The 18,981-nt window shown below is 62.0% G+C and carries 14 protein-coding genes, 1 tRNA gene and 1 riboswitch; of the genes, 5 read left to right on the top strand and 10 right to left on the bottom strand.

Annotation, left to right across the window (positions count from 1 at the left end):
• Positions 1 to 176: 176 nt before the first annotated feature.
• The 3 genes from gcvP to gcvT form a co-directional block, all read right to left on the bottom strand.
• Positions 177 to 3,014 (bottom strand): aminomethyl-transferring glycine dehydrogenase, encoded by a 2,838-nt coding sequence (gene gcvP, locus FQV27_RS16215; RefSeq protein WP_147100560.1) that lies wholly within the window; start codon positions 3,012 to 3,014, stop codon positions 177 to 179.
• An 87-nt stretch (positions 3,015 to 3,101) separates the two neighbouring features.
• Positions 3,102 to 3,461: a glycine cleavage system protein GcvH gene (gene gcvH / locus FQV27_RS16210; RefSeq protein WP_147100557.1), complete on the bottom strand. Its 360-nt coding sequence runs from the start codon at positions 3,459 to 3,461 to the stop codon at positions 3,102 to 3,104.
• An 11-nt stretch (positions 3,462 to 3,472) separates the two neighbouring features.
• Positions 3,473 to 4,585, bottom strand: coding sequence for a glycine cleavage system aminomethyltransferase GcvT (gene gcvT / locus FQV27_RS16205; protein WP_147100555.1), 1,113 nt, complete (start codon positions 4,583 to 4,585; stop codon positions 3,473 to 3,475).
• 117 nt (positions 4,586 to 4,702) lie between these two features.
• Positions 4,703 to 4,791: riboswitch (glycine riboswitch) on the bottom strand.
• Positions 4,792 to 4,876: 85 nt separating this feature from the next.
• On the opposite strand from gcvT, the gene FQV27_RS16200 reads away from it, so the two are divergent.
• The gene (locus tag FQV27_RS16200; protein WP_246133137.1) at positions 4,877 to 6,226 is read left to right on the top strand and encodes a mechanosensitive ion channel family protein; all 1,350 of its coding nucleotides are present in this window, start codon (positions 4,877 to 4,879) and stop codon (positions 6,224 to 6,226) included.
• Positions 6,227 to 6,338: 112 nt separating this feature from the next.
• On the top strand, positions 6,339 to 6,722 hold the full coding sequence (gene rsfS, locus FQV27_RS16195) for a ribosome silencing factor (protein WP_186827338.1): 384 nt from the start codon (positions 6,339 to 6,341) through the stop codon (positions 6,720 to 6,722).
• 248 nt (positions 6,723 to 6,970) lie between these two features.
• Here rsfS and FQV27_RS16190 read toward each other — a convergent pair whose 3' ends face one another.
• On the bottom strand, positions 6,971 to 7,810 hold the full coding sequence (locus FQV27_RS16190) for a DUF899 domain-containing protein (RefSeq protein ID WP_246133136.1): 840 nt from the start codon (positions 7,808 to 7,810) through the stop codon (positions 6,971 to 6,973).
• Positions 7,811 to 8,013: 203 nt separating this feature from the next.
• Between FQV27_RS16190 and FQV27_RS16185 the strand changes: the two genes are divergently transcribed.
• Together FQV27_RS16185 and rlmH are read left to right on the top strand one after the other, a co-directional pair.
• Positions 8,014 to 8,445 carry a winged helix-turn-helix transcriptional regulator gene (locus tag FQV27_RS16185; protein ID WP_147100553.1) on the top strand — a complete coding sequence of 144 codons (432 nt, stop codon included), beginning with the start codon at positions 8,014 to 8,016 and terminating at the stop codon, positions 8,443 to 8,445.
• A gap of 230 nt (positions 8,446 to 8,675) precedes the next feature.
• The gene (gene rlmH, locus FQV27_RS16180; protein ID WP_147100550.1) at positions 8,676 to 9,143 is read left to right on the top strand and encodes a 23S rRNA (pseudouridine(1915)-N(3))-methyltransferase RlmH; all 468 of its coding nucleotides are present in this window, start codon (positions 8,676 to 8,678) and stop codon (positions 9,141 to 9,143) included.
• Here the strand turns inward: rlmH and FQV27_RS16175 are convergent.
• The 6 genes from FQV27_RS16175 to FQV27_RS16150 form a co-directional block, all read right to left on the bottom strand.
• Positions 9,131 to 9,517 (bottom strand): MliC family protein, encoded by a 387-nt coding sequence (locus FQV27_RS16175; RefSeq protein ID WP_186827337.1) that lies wholly within the window; start codon positions 9,515 to 9,517, stop codon positions 9,131 to 9,133. The genes rlmH and FQV27_RS16175 overlap by 13 nt on opposite strands.
• 157 nt (positions 9,518 to 9,674) lie before the next feature.
• Positions 9,675 to 14,222: a glutamate synthase large subunit gene (gltB, locus tag FQV27_RS16170; protein WP_147100546.1), complete on the bottom strand. Its 4,548-nt coding sequence runs from the start codon at positions 14,220 to 14,222 to the stop codon at positions 9,675 to 9,677.
• An 85-nt stretch (positions 14,223 to 14,307) separates the two neighbouring features.
• Positions 14,308 to 14,919: a hypothetical protein gene (locus FQV27_RS16165; protein WP_246133135.1), complete on the bottom strand. Its 612-nt coding sequence runs from the start codon at positions 14,917 to 14,919 to the stop codon at positions 14,308 to 14,310.
• A 191-nt stretch (positions 14,920 to 15,110) separates the two neighbouring features.
• Positions 15,111 to 16,592: an NAD(P)-dependent oxidoreductase gene (locus FQV27_RS16160; protein WP_147100543.1), complete on the bottom strand. Its 1,482-nt coding sequence runs from the start codon at positions 16,590 to 16,592 to the stop codon at positions 15,111 to 15,113.
• A gap of 246 nt (positions 16,593 to 16,838) precedes the next feature.
• The gene (locus FQV27_RS16155; RefSeq protein WP_147100541.1) at positions 16,839 to 17,633 is read right to left on the bottom strand and encodes an undecaprenyl-diphosphate phosphatase; all 795 of its coding nucleotides are present in this window, start codon (positions 17,631 to 17,633) and stop codon (positions 16,839 to 16,841) included.
• A gap of 35 nt (positions 17,634 to 17,668) precedes the next feature.
• Positions 17,669 to 18,655 carry a complex I NDUFA9 subunit family protein gene (locus FQV27_RS16150; RefSeq protein WP_147100539.1) on the bottom strand — a complete coding sequence of 329 codons (987 nt, stop codon included), beginning with the start codon at positions 18,653 to 18,655 and terminating at the stop codon, positions 17,669 to 17,671.
• Between the two features lie 171 nt (positions 18,656 to 18,826).
• On the opposite strand from FQV27_RS16150, the gene FQV27_RS16145 reads away from it, so the two are divergent.
• A tRNA-Leu gene (locus tag FQV27_RS16145) sits at positions 18,827 to 18,911 on the top strand.
• Positions 18,912 to 18,981: the final 70 nt, after the last annotated feature.

Genomic DNA, 18,981 nt, shown 5'->3' with positions numbered 1-18,981 from the left:
CCTGCATCGCTGGCGTCCTGAGCGGACGCCAGCCGTTTTTCGGATCTCGATCTTCACCTTCAGAACTCGCGGGCGCAGAGCTTTCTGTTCTGCCATCGTCCTGACAAGCATCATGTAGCCGGCATTCCTTACGAAATGCTGAACAACCGTGAATTATTTTTCGCCGGGCACAGCTGCTATTCTGCGGCTTCTGCGTAATCCTCGACCGGCGGGCAGGTGCAGATCAGGTTGCGGTCGCCGTGGACGTTGTCCACCCGGCCCACAGGCGGCCAGTATTTGTCCACCCGGAACGCACCTGCCGGGAAGCAGCCCTGCTCGCGGCTATAGGCCCGGTCCCAATCGGCCACCAGATCCTCGACCGTATGAGGCGCGAAGCGCAGGGGGCTGGCCTCTGCCGTGATCTCGCCATTCGCCACGGCCTGAATCTCCTCGCGGATGGCCAGCATGGCGGTGATGAAGCGGTCGATCTCTGCCTTGGTTTCGGATTCGGTCGGTTCCACCATCAGCGTGCCGGACACCGGCCAGCTCATCGTGGGGGCGTGGAAACCATTGTCGATCAGACGCTTCGCAATATCGTCCACGGTCACGCCGTGTTCCGCGAAGGGCCGGGTGTCGATGATGCATTCATGCGCGACGCGGCCGCGATTGCCCATGAACAGGATCGGATAGGCCCCGGCCAGACGGCTGGCGATATAATTCGCATTCAGGATCGCCACCCGCGTCGCCTGCGTCAGCCCGGCACCGCCCATCATCAGGATATAGGCCCATGAAATCAGCAGGATGGACGCGGACCCAAACGGCGCCGCACTGACTGCCCCTTCCCCTGTCTGCGGATCGCCCGGAAGATGCGGCGCAAGATGCGCCTTCACCCCGATCGGCCCCATGCCCGGACCGCCGCCGCCATGCGGGATCGCAAAGGTCTTGTGCAGATTCAGGTGGCTGACATCGCCGCCGATTTCACCCGGCTTCACCAGCCCGACAAGCGCATTCATGTTTGCGCCGTCGATATAGACCTGACCGCCGTGATCATGGGTGATCTTGCAGACCTCGCGCACGGTGTCCTCGAACACGCCATGCGTGGACGGATAGGTGATCATCACCGCCGCCAGCCTGTCGCCCGCAGCCTTGGCCTTGTCCGCGAAATCTTCCAGATCAATGTCGCCGTTCGGCGCGGATTTCACCACCACGACTTTCATGCCGCACATCTGGGCGGATGCCGGGTTGGTGCCATGCGCGCTTGACGGCACCAGACAGACATCGCGCTGATCGTCGCCATTTGCGCGATGATACGCCTGAATGGTCAAAAGCCCGGCGTATTCCCCCTGCGCGCCGCTGTTCGGCTGCATCGAAAACGCATCATAGCCGGTGATCGTGCAAAGCTTCTGCGTCAGATCCTCCAGCATCTCGGCATAGCCCGCAGCCTGATCGGCGGGCGCAAAGGGATGCAGCGCGCCGAATTCCGGCCAGGTGATCGGCATCATCTCTGCCGCCGCATTCAGCTTCATCGTGCAGGACCCCAGCGGGATCATCGCCCGATCCAGCGCCAGATCGCGGTCGGACAGACGCCGCATATAGCGCATCATTTCCGACTCGGCGCGGTTCATGTGGAAGACGGGATGGGTCAGATAGTCGCTCTCCCGCAGCAGCGCATCGGGGATCGCGGGTGCAACAGCCGGTTCAGCCGCATCGGTGATGCCGAACGCATCCAGCAGCCGCGCGATCACGCCGGCATCGGTGGTTTCATCGACGGAAATCCCGACCCGGTCCCGCCCGATCTTGCGCAGGTTGATCCCGTGCGCACGGGCCGCCGCCAGAATGCCCAGCTGCCCGACACCCACCCGCACGGTGATCGTGTCAAAGAACGCATCGGGCGACACCTCTGCCCCCGCAGCGCGCAGCGCATTCGCAATCGTCACCGCATTCAGATGCACCCGCTGCGCAATCGCGCGCAGTCCCACCGGCCCGTGGAACACCGCATAAAACGACGCCATCACCGCCAGCAGAGCCTGCGCGGTGCAGACATTGCTGGTCGCCTTCTCGCGCCGGATATGCTGCTCGCGCGTTTGCAGGGCAAGGCGGTAAGCCTTGTTGCCTTTGGCATCAATCGACACGCCGACAATTCGGCCCGGCATCGCGCGCTTGAACTCGTCCCGGCAGGACATGAAGCCCGCATGCGGCCCGCCATAGCCCATCGGCACCCCGAAACGCTGCGACGACCCGACGCAGATATCCGCCCCCATCGCGCCCGGTTCACGCAGCAGGCATAGCGCCAGCAGATCGGTCGCCACGACAGCCACCGCGCCCGCCGCATGCAAAGCGTCGCATTCCGCCGTCAGATCTCGGATATGGCCGTAAGTGCCGGGATACTGGAAGATCGCGCCAAAAACCTGCGATGGGTCCAGATCCTCGGGCTGACCCTTGATAATCTCGATCCCAAGGGGCTGGGCGCGGGTTTCAATGACCGAAATCGTCTGCGGATGCAGGTTCTCGGACACGAAGAACGCCTTCGCCTTCGACTTCGCCACCCGCTGCGCCATCGCCATCGCTTCCGCCGCCGCCGTTGCTTCATCCAGCAAGGACGCATTCGCCACCGGCAGCCCGGTCAGATCCGACACCATGGTCTGATAGTTCAGCAGCGCCTCCAGCCGGCCCTGCGCGATTTCGGGCTGATAGGGGGTATAGGCCGTATACCAGGCCGGGTTTTCCAGAATGTTCCGCTGAATCGCGGGCGGCGTGACGGTGCCATAATAACCCTGCCCGATCAGGCTGGTCATCACCCGGTTCTTCGCCGCCACCGCGCGCATCTTTTCCAGCAGCGCGGCTTCGGACAACGGCTCCCATCCCAAAGCCTTATCCTGACGGATGGACCCCGGCACCGTCTGCTCGATCAATTGATCCAGACTTTCGACACCGACGGCCTTCAGCATCTCGGCCATTTCTGACGGCGAGGGCCCGATATGGCGGCGGTTGGCGAAATCGTCGGGGTTATAGTCGGTGGGGGTCCAGCGGCTCATCACGTCCATCCTTGGCCAGAGGCAGCTTGCCTTCATTCTGGCCCAAATATCCTCGGGGGTTCCGGGGGCAGACAGCCCCCGGCCAGATTATCCGATCAGTGCGTTATAGGCGGCTTCGTCCATGAAGCCGTCGATGCCTTCGCCCTCGGCGGGCTTGATACGGAAGAACCAGGCCTTCATCGGGTCGTCATTGACCGCGCCGGGGGTGTCGGGAAGGTCCTCGTTCACTGCGGTAATCACACCCGCAATCGGGGCCACGATGTCGGATGCGGCCTTGACCGATTCGATCACCACGATCTCTTCGCCCTTGGCGACTTCACGACCAACCTCGGGCAGTTCGACGAAAACCACGTCGCCCAACTGCTCGCTGGCGTGGGCGGTGATGCCGACGACAACCTCGTCGCCATCCTGCTTAAGCCATTCGTGATCTTCGGTATATTTCAGCATGGGGACGCTCCTCAGCGTTTATAGTCAGGTTTGATGAAGGGCAGTGCGGCAATCTTCACCGCAATCCGCTTGCCGCGCAACTCGGCCCAGACGGTGTCGCCTTCGGACAGGTCTGCCGGCAGGATCGCCATGGCAACCGGCCCGCCAACCGACGGCCCGAAGCCGCCAGAACAGACGCGGCCGATCTCGGCCCCGCCGGTTTCAGCGTCAAAGATCGCGACACCTTCGCGAATGGGCGCACGGCCTTCCGGGCGCAGGCCAACGCGGATTTTCGCAGCACCGTTTGCCAGTTCCGGCAGGATCACATCCGCACCGGGGAACCCGCCTTCACGCTCGCCGCCCGCGCGACGCAGCTTCGGGATCGACCAACCAAGCGCAGCGGCGCCCGGCGTCACGCCCGCATCCATGTCATGCCCGTAAAGCGGCATCCCTGCCTCCAGCCGCAGCGAATCGCGTGCGCCAAGACCGATCGGCGCGACTGCCTCGTCCTTCAGCAAGGTTTCGGCAAACTCGCGGGCGCGCGCGGCAGGCACGGAAATTTCGAACCCGTCCTCGCCGGTATAGCCTGACCGGGAAACCCACAGCTCATCCCCATCCCAAGGCAGGATCGCCACATCCATGAACTTCAGCGCCGCGGCCTCCGGGATGATCGCAGACAGAACGCGACCCGCTTCCGGTCCCTGCAAAGCCAGCAAGGCGCGGTCCGTCACCGGCGTCACCTCGACCCCGTCCAGCGCTTGCAGCAAGGCAATATCCTGATCGGCGCAGGCCGCATTCACGACCAGAAACAGATGATCCCCGCGGTTCGCGATCATCAGATCGTCCAGAATGCCGCCCTGATCGTTGGTGAAGATGCCATAGCGCTGACGTCCTTCGGGCAGGCCAACGATATTCGCAGGCACGACGGTTTCCAGCACCCCGGCCGGGTCAGCACCGGTGGCGCGCAGAAGCACCTGCCCCATATGGCTGACATCGAACAGCCCGGCCTTTTCGCGGGTGTGCAGATGCTCGCCCATCACCCCCATCGGGAATTGCACCGGCATCTCCCAGCCGGCGAAAGGCACCATCTTGCCCCCCAGCGAGACATGCAGGTCATACAGCGGCGTGCGTTTCAGTTCAGTCACAGGCATCCTCCTTCGCGCGGCATGGCGCGGGTCTGGCTGCCCCCTCTGTCCCTGCCCGGTCACGGGCGCCTGAGATCGTCATCCTTCGGCGGGCCTCTCGGCCTCTCTTCAGAGTTTCTGCGGAACCGGTCCCTTGTGCCTGAGAGTTTACCGGGGCGGTTGCTCCTTCGGCCCTGACTTTCGCCAGCGTCTCCCGTGTTCCACGCGCAGCCCTAGCCGTGGCCTCGGATTCTGGCAAGCAGAATTTGCGGCTGGCATGCGCTGCATGCCCTTGCAGGCAGCCCCTGCCAAATGTCTAATCAGCATATGAACGGCGATACGCAGGAACAGATCATCGACGCGGCAGGCGGGTTCTGGGAACAGATCTACCTGACGCTGCGGCTCATGCTGATCCCTTCCCGGTTGAACCAGGTCGGCATCGTGCTGATGCTGATGCTGATTGCGCATCTGCTGTCGCGCTTCCTGTCGCCACGCCTGCGCGGCTGGCTGCGCACCCGAGAGGGCTGGCCGAAATGGCGGCTGCGCCTTGGGCTGATGATCGACCGTCGCCTGCGCCTGATCCTGTTCACCGCGATGACGTGGATTGTCGTGCTGGTCATGCAGCAGATCACCTTCCCATCGCTCAGCCATGTCATCCGACAGGCAGCGACCATCGCCACAGCCGTTCTGTTCATCGCCTTCATGTCGCGACTGATCGGCAATGCGCTTGTCCGGCGGATCGCGAAATGGGCCGCCTGGATCTGGGCGGTGCTGTATCTGCTGGATCTGTCGAACGACGCCGCCCGGCTTCTGGACAGCTTCGCGCTCAGCCTCGGGACGGTGCGGCTTTCGGCACTGACGGTTTTGCAGGCAATGGCGGTGATGACGGCGCTGCTCGCCGGCGCACGGCTGGTGACTGGTGCCGTATCGCGCAAGCTGGGCGAATCGGCGGATCTTTCGCCCACGATGCGTGTGCTGGTCGCGAAGATCCTGCAGATCGTTCTGTTCACGCTGGCCATCGTGGTCGGGCTGAAGGCGATCGGCGTCGATTTGACGGGCCTCGCGGTATTTTCCGGCGCGGTCGGCGTGGGTCTTGGCTTCGGACTGCAGAAGGTTGTGTCGAACCTCGTATCGGGGGTCATCATTCTGCTGGACAAGTCGGTGAAGCCCGGCGACGTCATCAGCCTTGGCGATACCTTCGGCTGGATTGATGCCCTTGGCGCGCGCTATGTCAGCGTCGTCACCCGTGACGGCAAGGAATACCTGATCCCGAACGAGGATCTTGTGACCAGCCAGGTCGTCAACTGGTCCCATACCAATGACTTCGTGCGTCTGGATGTGCATTTCGGCACCGCCTATCAGGACGATCCGCACAAGGTGTCAAAAGTCGCGATCAACGCTGCCATGTCAGTGAAGCGCGTTCTGGCGCAGCGCACGCCGGTCTGCTGGATCACGGGCTTTGGCGAAAGCTCGGTCGATTACGTGCTGCGGTTCTGGATTTCGGATGCGCAGGGCGGGCTGACCAATGTGCGCGGACAGGTCTTTCTGGCACTTTGGGACGCGTTCAAGGAAAACGATATCTCGATTCCCTTCCCTCAGCGCGAGGTGCGGGTTCTGGGCGATAATGGCGACACCACGCCGAAATTCATCGCAGGAGATTGAGATACCGCATCGAGTTGCTATATTAAGCCTATCCCGGCGCCGGGGCTGACAGGCGCGATGACCGGAGGATGAACCCCTGTCCCACCACGTCCAATCGGCTGACCAGCCGAATGTGACCGCCGCGCCGCAGGATCTGACCAGCGACGAGATCCTTCAGCGCATCCTGACCTCTCTTGACGATGACAAGGCAGAGGATGTCGTGACGATTGATCTTCGCGGCCGTTCCGCCATGGCCGATCACATGGTCATCGCCTCGGGCCGGAATGCCCGTCAGGTCGCCACCATCGCCGAAAAGCTTGCCCAGCGTCTGAAGGACGCCACCGGCCGCACCGCCCGGATCGAGGGCAAGGACGCCGGCGACTGGGTGCTGATCGACACCGACGATGTCGTCGTCCACGTCTTCCGCCCGGAAGTGCGCGAATTCTATCAGCTGGAAAAGATGTGGATGCCCACCGACCAGCTGAAGGCGCTGCGCGCCGACGCAGCACCGCATTAAGCCGAAACGGACTGCCGGATAGCGGGGGCGTTATCCGGCGGGTTTGTGGGGTGAAGCTGTCACTCGCTGCCGATACTCTATCGACCGGTCTCAGCGCAGACCCGCATCGCCGTAGTTTTGTCCGATGGACGAGGCCCAAATCTGTAGGTGCAGTGGCTTCGCCCATCCAAATCAACGTACAAGGCTGGGCGCAGGCTATCGGGCTTACCTTAAACACGGGCAGACGATGCCTGCCTGGCTGAGCAGCGTTAATATGTGTCGTGGAGGCGTACCCAGCTATGCGCGGCACCATCCTCATTGCGTCCTTTCGGCGTGAGATCTAGCCAGTTTGCAGCCCCCATCAGAAGCTCCGCGCCGCGGCGATAGGTGGAATAGCTGTGGTAAATGGCGTCATTGCCGGGACGCTGTACGAATATGGAAAGACCAAACATGTCGCTGGCCTTTTCGACGCGTTCCTTGCCGTAATTGTAGGGTGCACCGCCATTCGCGCGCTGCTCGGGCGAGAATGAGACGTTGAAATCATAATTGAAATCGCTGTCTCCCGATGAAAGCCACGCGAAGCGCCACCCCATCCGCGCCTTGACCGCCTCGATTTGCGCGATCGGCGCGCGGGAGATGGCCGCGAATGACAGGTCCGCCTGCTCGAAATGTTGCCGCGCTGCATCGACATGATCGGACAAATAGGCGCAGCCGGGGCAAATATGATCCGATCCGGGTGCCAGCATGAAGTGGTAAATCGCAAGCTGGCTGCGGCCGTTGAACAGATCCGAAAGCCGCGCCGGGCCATCCGGTCCTTCGAACACGTAATCCTTTTCAACACGCCTCCAGGGCAAGGCACGCCGCGCGGCGTGGAGTTTATCAAGCTCTTCGGTCAGTTCGCGCTCCTTCTTGAGAAGGTCGATGCGCGCCGCCAGCCAGTGTTCTTGCGAGACGACAGGGTGATCGGACAGTTTCGGCGTTTCGGGGGTCATAGGATGTTCCTTTCTGAGTGTTGAGAACGGGGGGCGAGCCAGCTTCCGAAATGGATAACTGCCATCAGCGCATACATCAGCGCCATGCTGTGTGCGGCGAGCCATCCAGAGCTGCACAGAGGAGAGGCGCTTGACTGGAGCATGGCGAGACCCGCCATCACCGCAAAGATCGGCGATGCGCTCAGCGCAAGCACGCGTGCGGCCCGATGGTTGCGGTGAAATCTCATGTCAGTCTGCATCTGCGTCTCTCATGCAATTTGCTTTCATCATGCAAGCGTAAATAACTTGCATGATGAAAGTCAAGAGAGTAGCTTTGCGCCATGCTCGGACGGTTATACACAACACAAGATTGCTCCGCCGCGCGGACGTTAGAGAGCGTCGGTGAGAGGTGGAGCCTCCTGATTCTGCGCGATGCGATCTTCCGCCATTATGTGCGGTTTTCGGATTTTCAGCGCAGCCTTGGCGTGGCTACGAACATCCTTGCGAAACGTCTGGATAGCCTTGTGGCGGACGGCATTTTCAAGGTGAAGAATGAGGGCGGTCACCCGGAATATCACCTGACGGAGAAGGGCCGTGATCTGAAACTGATCGTCATTGCGCTGACAGAATGGGGCGATAGATGGATCGCGCCCGGCCCGGTTGATTTCAAGCACGAGGGCTTCGACGAACCCGTGAAGCTGGCGCTCTATAGTGGAGCAGAACGCGTTGAGACTGATGAAGTGCGGGCAGTTCGGAAGCCAACAGCGGCATAGTGCGGCGTTCAGCGCCTTCAATGCCGAGATCGTCGACGCCTAGACGCCCAGAGCCGAAACTCGGCAGCCTTCTGAAGCTTTTTTGCATCACGCATGGCGACGTTAGCAGTGACAAGCTCGATTGCAGACAGAGCGTTTTTCATTTTCGACCATAGCGATCATCATCACGTCACCCTTTCCAATCCCGCCCGCCGCTTGACGCCCGCGCCCACACGCCCCAGAACCGCCACATGCGCATCACCCTTCTTGCCGTCGGCCGCCTGCGGAAATCGCCTGAACTGACGCTGATCGACGATTACCTCGACCGTTTCGCCAAGACCGGGCGCGGCCTTGGCCTGCCGCCGGTTCAGGTGATTGAGGTCGAGGACAAGCGCGGCGGTGGCATGGTGGCCGAGGCCCCGCTGATCGAACGCGCCATCCCGGCGGGCAGCTTTGTCGTGATGATGGACGAACGCGGCGAACAGCCGACCTCGCCAGAATTCGCCCAAAGGATCGCCAATCAGCGCGATCAGGGCCGCGACATCTGTTTCGTCATCGGCGGTGCGGACGGGCTGGACCCTGCGCTGCGCACGCGTGCCGACTGGCAGATCAGCCTTGGACGCATGGTCTGGCCGCATATGCTGGTCCGCGTCATGCTGGCCGAACAGCTTTACCGTGCCGCATCCATCCTGTCAGGCGCGCCCTATCACCGGATCTGACCGTACGCCGTCGGCACCTGATTGCAGTCGCGATACAGTTCCACTTCTTCATCGCCCAGTATGCGCAGGTCGGCGCTCATCCCTTTGGTCCACAGCTCCAGCAGGCCTTGCGGATCGGTATAGCGCGCGCCTGACCCACTCGGCGAATGGGTAAGCAGATGCAATCGCCCGGCGTCATACAGCACGGCATAGCTGGTGTGGCTGCCTTCGATGAATGCTGCCTGAATGGTGCGATCGTGATCGCAGACATAGGTAACAAGAGTTGCCGGCTGCGGCACCGCAGGCGGAGAGTTGGCCAGCACCCGCCCGCCGAGCCCTCCGAACCCGACAGAAAGGATCGCCAACGACGCATAAAGGCGGGAATAGGGTGCCATGTCTTTACCTTTCAGCAGATGCATTGCCCTGGCAGCGATGCTCGCCGTCATTGCCACGAAACTTGCTGGCTCGCCATGCACAGAATAATCCGGCACGCAGCGGCACCAATTAGAATGGCGGGACCAGCGGCCCCGCCATTACTGCCTGCGTTCGGGCTTATTCCGCCGGGACCGCCGCAAGATCGCCGCTTTCGGCGATCGGATGCTCCAGCAAAGGCAGCATCTCTTTCGGAACGACCTGCAGGAAGTTGCCTTTTTCCAGATCCCAGTTCGCAAGAATATCGCGCGCCTTGGCGGAATTCGTTTCCTCGGCATGGCGCTCGATCAGGGATTTAAGCTGATCTTCCCAATGGGCGACCGTGACCGGGCATGTCACCAGCGACTCCATATTGATGTAGTCCTGCGCGATCCCGTCCGGGTCGTAAAGATAGGCCATGCCGCCTGTCATGCCGGCGCCGAAATTCGCCCCGATCCGGCCAAGGATCACCGCGACACCGCCGGTCATGTATTCGCATCCGTTGGTGCCGCAACCCTCGATCACCACGGTCGCGCCCGAATTGCGGACGCCGAAGCGCTCTCCGGCGCGGCCGGCGGCGAACAGATAGCCGTCGGTCGCGCCATAAAGGACCGTGTTGCCGATGATGACGTTATCGGCCGCCACCAGAGGCGAGATCATCGGCGGCCGCACGACAATCGTGCCGCCCGACAGGCCCTTGCCGACATAGTCATTGGCATCGCCCGATACCTCGATCTTCAGGCCGGGCGCGGCGAAAGCGCCCAGTGACTGCCCGGCGCTGCCGGTCAGACGGATCGTCAGGTGGTCGGGCTGCAGCTTGTTGCGCATGCCGAATGTCTGCACGATCATCGACGAGGTGCGCGTGCCGATGGTGCGCAGCGTGTTGCGCACGGCATAGTGAAGCTGCATCTTCTCGCCGGCGCTGAAGAACCGCTCCGCATCGCGGATGATCTCGGTATCCAGCGTTTCCAGCACGGCATTGCGCGGCTTGGTGCGGTCATAGACGATCTTGTCGGCACCATCGACCGTGATCAGCAGCGGGTTCAGGTCCAGATCGTCCAGATGCGCCGACCCGCGGCTGACCTGCGTCAGCAGATCCGCACGGCCGATCACCTCATCAAGGCTGCGCGCCCCGATGCTTGCCAGAACCTCGCGCACCTCGGTCGCGTAGAAGGTGATGAGGTTCACCACCTTGTCGGCGCTGCCGTTGAACATTGCCCGCAGCTTTTCGTCCTGCGTGCAGACGCCAACGGGGCAGGTGTTCGACTGGCACTGGCGTACCATGATGCAGCCCATGGCGATCAGCGCGGCGGTGCCGATGCCGTATTCCTCGGCCCCCATCATCGCCGCCATCACCACGTCGCGGCCGGTGCGCAACCCGCCATCCGTGCGCAGCGTGACGCGTTCGCGCAGGTTGTTCATCGCCAGCACCTGATGCGCCTCGGTCAGCCCCATCTCCCACGGCAGACCGGCAAACTTGATGCTGGTCGCGGGCGACGCCCCGGTGCCGCCATTATGGCCCGAGATCAGGATGATATCCGCCTTGGCCTTGGCGACGCCCGCCGCAATCGTGCCGACGCCGCTTGAAGCCACCAGCTTCACGGTGATCTTGGCGCGCGGGTTGATCTGCTTCAGGTCATAGATCAGCTGGGCCAGATCCTCGATACTGTAGATATCGTGATGCGGCGGCGGAGAGATCAGCGTAACACCCGGCGTCGAATGGCGCAGACGCGCGATCAGCGCCGTCACCTTCATGCCCGGAAGCTGGCCGCCCTCGCCGGGCTTGGCACCCTGCGCGACCTTGATTTCCAGTTCCTCGCAGGCGTTCAGATATTCCGCCGTGACACCGAACCGGCCCGAAGCGACCTGCTTGATCTTGGCGCAGGGGTTGTCGCCATTGGGCAGCGGGTGGCTGTGCGCCGGGTCTTCACCGCCTTCGCCGCTGTCGGATTTCGCACCGATCCGGTTCATGGCGATGTTCAGCGTCATATGCGCCTCGGGCGACAGCGCGCCAAGCGACATGCCCGGCGTCACGAACCGCTTGCGGATCGAGGTGATGCTTTCCACCTCCTCCAGCGGGACCGGCTTGCCCAGCGGCTTGATGTCCAGCAGGTCGCGGATATGGATCGGCGGATTGGCACGCATGGTCTTGGAATACTGCTTCCAGACATCATAGCTGGCCTTTTCGCAGGCGAGCTGCAGCAGCCGCATGGTATTGGCTTCCCATGCATGCTTTTCGCCCGAACGGCGCAACTTGTAGAAGCCGCCGACCGGCAGCAATTCGTCGCCATTGCCAGTAAACCCGCGGGCATGAACGCCTTCCAGCTTGTGCTGGATGCCGTGCAGGCCGATGCCAGAGATACGGCTGTGCATGCCGGGGAAATATTCGTTCACCAGCGCGCGCGACAGCCCGACAGCTTCGAAGTTCAGACCGCCGCGATAGGATGACAGGACCGAGATCCCCATCTTCGCCATGATCTTCAGCAGCCCCTGATCTATGGCGTCGCGGTAACGGCGCATATTGTCGATCAGGCTGCCTTCCAGAAGACCGCGTTCGATCCGGTCGGCGACACTGTCCTGCGCCAGATAGGGGTTCACGGTCGTCGCACCGCAGCCGATCAGCACCGCGAAATAATGCGGGTCGATGCATTCGGCCGAACGCACGTTCAGCGAACAGAAGGTGCGCAGGCCCTTGCGCGTCAGCCAGCTGTGAATGGCGCTGGTGGCAAGGATCATCGGCATCCCGATCCGGTCCTCGGACACGCCTTCATCCGTCAGCACCAGATGCCCCGCGCCCGAACGGACCGCGTCCTCTGCCTCGCCGCGGATGCGCGCCAATGCCTCGCCCAGCGCGTCATTGCCTGCGCCTTTCGGGAAGGTGCAGTCGATGCGGGTCGCCGCATCACCGAACATCTGCATCATCTCGGCGAATTCGCGGTTCGCCACGAAGGGCGTTTCCAGCAGCAGGATTTCGGTCTGCGCGCTGCTTTCCTCCAGCACGTTCTTCAGGTTGCCGAAGCGCGTTTTCAGCGACATCACCCGCGTTTCGCGAAGCGAGTCGATCGGCGGGTTCGTCACCTGACTGAAATTCTGACGGAAGAAGTGGCTCAGCGGACGATACTGATTGGACAGGACCGCAGGCGGCGTGTCGTCACCCATCGAGGCCAGCGCCTCCTTGCCGTCCTCGGCCATGGGGGACAGAACGTTTTCCAGTTCCTCAAGCGTGTAGCCCGCGGCGATCTGGCGGCGGCGCAGATCCTCGCCCTTCAGGGTGGTGCCTTCCGGCAGATCACGCATCTGCTCGGACAGCTGGGCAACCTTCTCGATCCACTCGCCGAAGGGCTGCGATGCGGCAAGCCGGTCCTTGATCTCGGAATCGTGGTAAAGCCTGCCCTCTTCCATATCGACGCAGATCATCTGGCCGGGGCCCAATGCGCCCTTCTCGACAGCGGCGGCTTCGTCGACCGGCACCATGCCCACCTCTGATCCGGCAATCAGCAGACCGTCGCCCGTCACGACATAGCGCATCGGCCGCAGCCCGTTCCGGTCAAGCCCGCCGCACACCCAGCGGCCATCGGTCATCGCAAGCGCGGCGGGGCCGTCCCACGGCTCCATCACGGCGTTGCAATAGGCATACATATCGGCCCATGCCTTGGGCATGTCCGTGGTCGCCTTCGACCAGCTTTCGGGCACGAGCATCGTCTTGGTCATCGGCGCCGACCGGCCCGAACGCACCATCACCTCGAACACGGCATCCAGCGCCGCACTGTCGGACGACCCGCCCGGCACGATCGGCTTGATATCGTCCGCCATCTCGCCGAAGGCACCTGACGCCATGCGGATCTCGTGGCTTTTCAGCCAGTTGAGATTGCCCTTCAGCGTGTTGATTTCGCCATTATGGGCCAGCATCCGGAAGGGCTGGGCCAGCCACCACTGCGGGAAGGTGTTGGTCGAATAGCGCTGGTGATAGATCGCGAAGGCGCTTTCGAAGCGTGGGTCTTTCAGGTCGGGATAGAACTCGGCCACCTGCTCGGCCAGCATCATGCCCTTATAGATGATCGACCGGCAGGACAGCGAACAGAAATACAGCCCCTGCACCCCGGCCGCCATCGCGGCGCGTTCGATCCGGCGGCGAATGATGTAAAGCTCGCGCTCGAACTCGATCTGGGACAGACCCTTTTCGTTGCGGATCAGGATCTGCTCGATCTCGGGGCGGGTGGCATTGGCCTTTTCGCCCAGCACGGCGGTGTTCACCGGCACATGCCGCCAACCATAGATATAGTGACCCATGCGGATCACTTCTGATTCCACGATGGTCCGGCAACGCTCCTGCGCGGAAAAATCCGTGCGTGGCAGAAACACCTGCCCGACTGCGATCAGCTTGTCATGGTCAGGCTCGTGCCCGGTACGGCGGACCTGGTCATAGAAGAAGGGCACCGGGATCTGGACATGGATGCCCGCGCCGTCGCCGGTCTTGCCATCGGCATCGACCGCGCCGCGGTGCCACACCGCTTTCAGCGCGTCGATCCCGTTCTGCACCACCTGCCGCGACGGTTTCCCGTCGATGGACACGACCAGCCCGACCCCGCAGGACGCATGTTCATCCTCGGCCCGATACAGGCTGTTTTCGGCCATCCACGTGCGGCGGGCTTCTTCGTTGGCTTGCCAGTTTTGCGGAAGTTCTGTCATTGGGTGACCTCCTGAAGGGTATCGTTCGGAAAAGCCGGGGGCTGTCCGGCCTGATTTCGGGTATCTGGATATGCATGCGCGGGCATCATGACGCACCGATCTGGCGGCGCGGCCGGAACGTCACCATCTGCATCTCGCAATCGAAAAGCGGCTCGGTCGATGCGAAACCCGCATCGCCGGGAAAGGCGAATGTGACGGGGCTGTCATTGTCGTCGGTGACTTCGCCGGTCCAGTCCTCGGAATGCTCGGTCCCGCCATAGAAGCGGCCATGTTCCCGGTTGATGAATTGCTGACCGCGAGAATCGATCAGCAACTGACCGTCAGCGGCAAAGGTGCGCAGGCGGAACTCTGTCAACTCCAGCGGGACGCCGTCGATTTCGACGGTTTCGCCGGTCAGCCGATCCTCGCCGATATGGCGCAGACGCTCGCCACTGTTCGATTCGGTCACAAAGTCGAAATCGTCGCGTCCGGTTTTCAGCAGCGTGGAAAATGACGCGTCGTCCGCCGCATCGGGCATGAGAAGATCGGTCAGCCCGGTATCGAGATCGTTCGATTCCAGCCAGCGCGTTTCGGCGTCGATATGAGAGTGATAGCTCGGGCCCTGATCGTCATAGTAAATGACATGCTGATCGCCCGGCTCGTCACTCGCGCAGACATAGTGCTGTGCGACCGTGCAGCCGCGATTCTGGACGGTCATTTGCAGCTTGCACCCCTCGGGCGGGGAGTAGACGCCCGCACCGGCGGCCGAAACAGTCAGCAATGCTGCCATAATCACGACCAGCCCAGACAGGGCCATCGCCGCCAGGCGCGACGCTGTATCTACACGATAGATACGCGTTATGGACGCATTATATGCGCGATATTCGCCGGCGTTTTTCGCCGCCCGGATCATTCCGCCGCGACCTGAGCGGATGCGCCAAGGAATTCGGCGATGCTGTCGGCAGCCTCGCGGCCGTCGCGAATGGCCCAGACGACCAGCGATGCACCGCGCACGATATCGCCCACCGCGAACACCCCGGCAAGGCTGGTCTGGTGGCTGCGGAAATCGGCCTTCACGGTGCCCCAGCGCGTCACCTCCAGCCCCTCCACGCCCCAAAGACGCGGCAGTTCCTCCGGCTCGAATCCAAGGGCCTTGATGACCATTTCAGCAGGCTCGTCATAGTCTGCGCCGTCGATCAGCTCAGGACTTTGCCGACCGGACACATCGGGCTTGCCAAGCCGCATCTTCTGGACACGCACCGCAGAGATGGCGGCCTGCTCGTCATTGATATCGGTATCACGGCCGGTTTCGCCCTCGACCGCGCCGACAAAGCTTCCCGGCGCCGAAAGCCAAACGAATTCAACGCCTTCTTCCTCGGCATTCTGAACTTCGCGCTGGCTGCCCGGCATGTTCGCGCGGTCGCGGCGATACAGGCACTTGACCGATTTCGCGCCTTGGCGGATTGCCGTGCGCACGCAGTCCATCGCCGTATCGCCCCCGCCGATGACCAGCACGCGCTTGCCCTTCGCGTCAAGCTCTCCATCCGCGTAATCCGGGATTTCGTCACCCAGATCTATCCGGTTCGAGGCGGTCAGATAATCCAGCGCGCGGATCACGCCCTGCGCATTCGCGTTGTCGATATCAAGATCGCGCGTCTTATAGACGCCCGTCGCGATCAGCACTGCATCATGCTTGCCGCGAATGGCGTCAAAGCTCAGATCTTCGCCGACATTGCAATTCAGCACGAATTCGACGCCGCCTTCCTCAAGCTGCGCGTTCCGACGCTCGACAATGTTCTTTTCCAGCTTGAAGCCCGGAATCCCATAGATCAGCAACCCGCCCGAGCGGTCGTGCCGGTCATAGACCGTAACCTGAAAGCCCATCCGGCGCAAACGGTCGGCAGCCGCCAGCCCGCCCGGCCCGGCACCAATGATGCCGATGGATTCTCCGCGCTCCTCGGCGGGGCGGATGGGCTCGATCCAGCCCTCTTCCCAGGCCGTATCGGTGATGTATTTCTCGATCGCGCCAATCGTCACGGTGCCGTGGCCCGACTGTTCGATGACGCAGTTTCCTTCGCACAGACGGTCCTGCGGGCAGATCCGCCCGCAGATCTCGGGGAAGGTATTGGTGAACTGGCTGACCAGATATGCTTCTTTCAGGCGGCCCTCGGCGGTCAGGCGCAGCCAGTCCGGGATATTGTTGTGAAGCGGGCAGTGGCTTTGGCAATAAGGCACGCCACATTGGCTGCACCTGCTGGCCTGTTCCGTCGCCTTCGCATCGGCGAACTCGCGGTAGATTTCGTGAAAATCCTCGCTCCGCTCATCTGCCGAGCGCTTCTCGGGCATCTCGCGCCCGAGATTGACGAATTTCAACATCTTCTGCGTGGCCATATGCTGCGCCCCCTAAAGTTCCCGCATACCCCACTATACAAGCTGAAAACTGAATAAAAGTATCACATGCTGACCTATTTGTGGATTTCAGCCGAATCCGATGAGATTCAGGGAAGATTCTTCCTGACTTTAGGTCAGTATCTTTTACCAAATACCAAAAATATGCGTAAAATCAATAATATAAAAATCACGCCCCGCCCGATTCGATCTCGGGCGGAACCTGAATCTTTGCGATCTTAACACAGATCAGTGGACGAAGCCGCCCCAGGCCAGGGCCAGCAGAATAGCGCCGAAAATGATGCGGTAGACGGCGAAGACCGTGAATTTGTTGGTGCGGATATAGTCCAGCAGCCATTTGACCGAAATGAAGGCGGTCACGGTTGATACGACGAACGCCACCGCCAGTCCGGCCCAGTTTTCGCCGCTGGCCCCGCCCGAAAGCTCTTCCAGCAGCTTGTAGCCGCTGGCGGCGTACATCGTCGGGATGCCGACCAGAAACGCGAACTCTGTCGCGGCGGCACGGTTCGAGGTTCCCAGCAGCATTGCCACGAAGATCGTCGTGGCAGAGCGCGACGTGCCCGGAAAAACCCCGGCCACGACCTGCGCGATACCGACCGCGATCGCAACGCGCCAGGTGATGCGGACACTGTCGGGCAGTTTCCCGGCAAAATGTTCGGCGAACATCATCCAGATACCGCCGATCACCAGCGCCCAGGCAATGGGCGTGATTGTCTCTGGCAGCTGGAAGCCCATCTTGTCCACGATCAGGCCCAGAACCGCCGTGATAAGGAACGCTGTCATCAACTTGGCCAGATAATCGCGATTCTCCGGCTCGCCCCAGCCAAGGGCAAGGTCAACCAGCCGTCGCCAGTAGATCATCGTCACGGCAAGGATCGCCCCGGCCTGAATGACGACGACATACATATCGGACCGCGGACCCAGCCAGTGCTCTGCCAGAAGCAGGTGGCCGGTGCTGGAAATCGGCAGGAACTCGGTAATGCCTTCGATGATACCGAAGAGCACGTCACTGAAATAAGACACGCAGAATATCCCTTGATGGCGTCAAAGACGCAAAGTCAGCGGACGCGAAGATTCTTCGCAGATGCCGTCATATCCGCATATTGCCCGCTTGGGCGGAACCGCCACAGATAGTCACCGATGACCGATTCCGCCGATGTCGGCTCTATCCCCAGTTCGTCGAACCCGGTGGCATCGGCTGACACGACATTGTCGCGACGCAGGGTGCGAAGCTGATCGCGCGTCAGCACCCGGTTCGTCAGCAGCCCGCCCGTCAGCATAGATGCGATATCCAGCGCACCGGCCCCGATTCCGGCAAGCCAGAACGGAACCCCGACAACTGCCTTGCGGCGATAGGTTGCCGCCAGCGTCTCGGTCGCGGCTTCGCGCAACGTCACGACATCCGGGCCACCAAGCTCATAGATGCCGGGCGCAACCTGCCCGAGCAGCGCCTTTTCGACGACGCTGACGACATCCTGCACATAAACCGGCTGAAGCTTTGTGCCAGCACCGGCAATGGGCATGACAGGGCCAAACCCGATCGAGCTTGCCAGACGCTCGTAAAGGCCGCCCTCCGGGCCAAACATGAAGGACGGGCGCAGGATCACCGCATCGGGCATATGCTCCAGCACAGCGCGCTCGCCCTCGGCCTTCGTGGCAAGATAGTTGCTGTCCGATTCGGCATCGGCCCCGAGCGCCGAGATATGCACGAAATTCGTGATACCGGCATCTGCGGCCAGCCGCGCGACGCGACCCGCGCCCTCGACATGCACGGGCGCAAAACGGTTCGCCCCTTCGTTGACCAGAATACCCACGCAGTTGACCACCGCATCGGCGTCATACATCGCAGCCCGGACAGAGGTTTCATCCCGGATGTTGCAGGGCACAGGCTCTACCTGGCCGACGGCACCATAGGTGCGCACGAACAGGGCTTCGCTGGGGCGGCGCACAGCCACCCTGACGCGCCAGCCGAGTTTGGCCATCTGGCGGGCGACCTGTCGTCCGACAAAACCCGAACCACCATAAATCGTGACGATCTTCGACATGAGCTGGCCCTCTTTCACGGCTTTCTCAAGCTGATAGCGCGACAACCCGTGACGGGCAAGCGCGGGGCGTTTTTCGCGGCATCAAGCCGCCGTTATGAAGCTGGCAAGATTTTTGCGAATGCCCGTTGACACCCCCATGCCGGACGGCTAATCACCCGCCTCACGACACCTGCCCAGGTGGCGGAATTGGTAGACGCGCACGGTTCAGGTCCGTGTGCCGCAAGGCGTGGAAGTTCGAGTCTTCTCCTGGGCACCAAAAAACCCGCGGTCCTTCGTGGCCGCGGGTTTTTTGCTGCCGCTCGGCATGCTCGCGACGGAACCTCGTC

The sequence above is a fragment of the Paracoccus aurantiacus genome, assembly GCF_007993065.1.
GTDB classification, from domain to species: domain Bacteria; phylum Pseudomonadota; class Alphaproteobacteria; order Rhodobacterales; family Rhodobacteraceae; genus Paracoccus; species Paracoccus aurantiacus.
Note: the sequence above shows the minus strand (reverse complement) of the source record. Positions and strands in the feature narration are given on the sequence as shown.